Below are 1517 nucleotides of genomic sequence, written 5' to 3'. Positions count from 1 at the left end.
TTCTAAGTTGACAACAATTCTTTTCTTGCAGAACCTGCTTCGTCTGCTTTACTGGGAATCCTTGCTCCTTACACTTACAGTATAGCAGGTTTTCCTATTTTAGCAATCGCTTACAATATTTACTTTGTGCTTTTTAAAGAATTTTAAACTTTCTAAATGAAAGGTAAAGAAAAAAAGCAAAATCGATGGACAAACGATTTTGCTTTTAAAGTTTACGGCTCGAGGAGCCACGAAAGATTATTTTTTGGGATTTTTCACGAAAGTTAAAAGTAAAATTGGAATCACCAAAAATATAATCGCATTATTGATTATCAGCACATCTGAATTACTAAAATTTAATGGATTATTTTGCCAAGTTTGAATCATAAATCCCAGTAAATTATGAGTGTGAGCAATATAAAACAGAGCAGAAGTGCCTATCACATTTAAAATAATCGCGATAATGCTTAAGATTCGTACCAGTTTGATTAGTACTTTTTTCATCGCATTTCTCCTTTAATTATGGCTGCATTTCTGGTAAATTACCGAAAGCTTCTGTTAGTTTTACAGAGTCCTCCAAAATATCCATATAGATATCGTGATAGGCCCAACCGTCACCTAAATCAGCATCTTCAATTGCTTCTGTAGTCGTTTGTAATTCTCTCATCAAATCAGTATAATTGCGCATGATAGAGGTGTAGGCTGTTAAGTCATACGTGTCAGGATTCGCAATATAACCCTCAACTTCTGCAATCATTTCAGCGTACGTATCGGATAATTTTTCAAGTTGTACTTCTAGATCGTCAGCAGACACTTGATTCGCTTCGCTGTCAGTTTCTTCTTCAGAACTTTCACTGATGTCGGCATCAGAATCATCAGTTTCGTCTGAATCATCTATCTCTTCATCATCTTCAGATGGCGCCGTCGTGGTTTCTGTTGTTTGTTGTGAGGATTCGACAGTATCACTTTCCGCGTCTTCACTCGAGCAGCCAGCCATAAATAAGGCCGTTACCAACACAAATCCAAATAGAGTCTTTTTCATTTGTTTATCCCCTTTGTTCAAAGAAAACTATAATTTCTTTTTATAATTTTCGATGAATTAGTATTTTTGTATTGTAAAAAAAGAACGGTTACCATTCTTTCCTAATACTCTATCTATTTTACATTTAAGCACTTCTTAAATAAAGAAATATTCCGATTTTTAATCATTATTTAACAATGTATACGTGATAATGTTGTTAAATTTGAATAAATTTACGCTTTCATCGATGGGAGGACTTTCAAGGTAGCTGATTTTTGTTGTTTTGTAGTATTAAAACAATCATAATATATCTAACTATTTTTTTATTAATATTTCTTCCGTTTTACTTGTTAAAAAAATGCGATAGGAGTAAATTAAAGGTGTAAAAACTTATTTTAGGAGGAATTAGGATGTGTACTGCGCTAACGTATGTAACGAAGGATCATTATTTTGGCAGAAATTTTGATTACGATGTTTCTTATAAAGAAGTGGTGACCATTACTCCGAGAAATTATCA

Annotated in this window: 3 protein-coding genes; 1 reads left to right on the top strand and 2 read right to left on the bottom strand. The window is 33.1% G+C overall.

Going from position 1 to position 1517, the window contains the following annotated elements; genetic code table 11:
• Positions 1-237 precede the first annotated feature (237 nt).
• Both Q0977_RS18240 and Q0977_RS18235 read right to left on the bottom strand, forming a co-directional pair.
• Positions 238-483, bottom strand: a complete 246-nt coding sequence (locus Q0977_RS18240) for a hypothetical protein (RefSeq protein WP_015509962.1) — start codon at positions 481-483, stop codon at positions 238-240.
• A gap of 16 nt (positions 484-499) precedes the next feature.
• Positions 500-976, bottom strand: coding sequence for a hypothetical protein (locus Q0977_RS18235; protein ID WP_299516624.1), 477 nt, complete (start codon positions 974-976; stop codon positions 500-502).
• A 434-nt stretch (positions 977-1410) separates the two neighbouring features.
• Here Q0977_RS18235 and Q0977_RS18230 point away from each other — a divergent pair.
• Positions 1411-1517 (top strand): linear amide C-N hydrolase (locus Q0977_RS18230; protein ID WP_299516630.1); only part of this gene is annotated, 107 nt, incomplete at its 3' end.

This window comes from uncultured Rummeliibacillus sp. (assembly GCF_934216135.1).
In the GTDB taxonomy this organism is placed as follows: Bacteria; Bacillota; Bacilli; order Bacillales_A; family Planococcaceae; genus Rummeliibacillus.
Note: the sequence above shows the minus strand (reverse complement) of the source record. Positions and strands in the feature narration are given on the sequence as shown.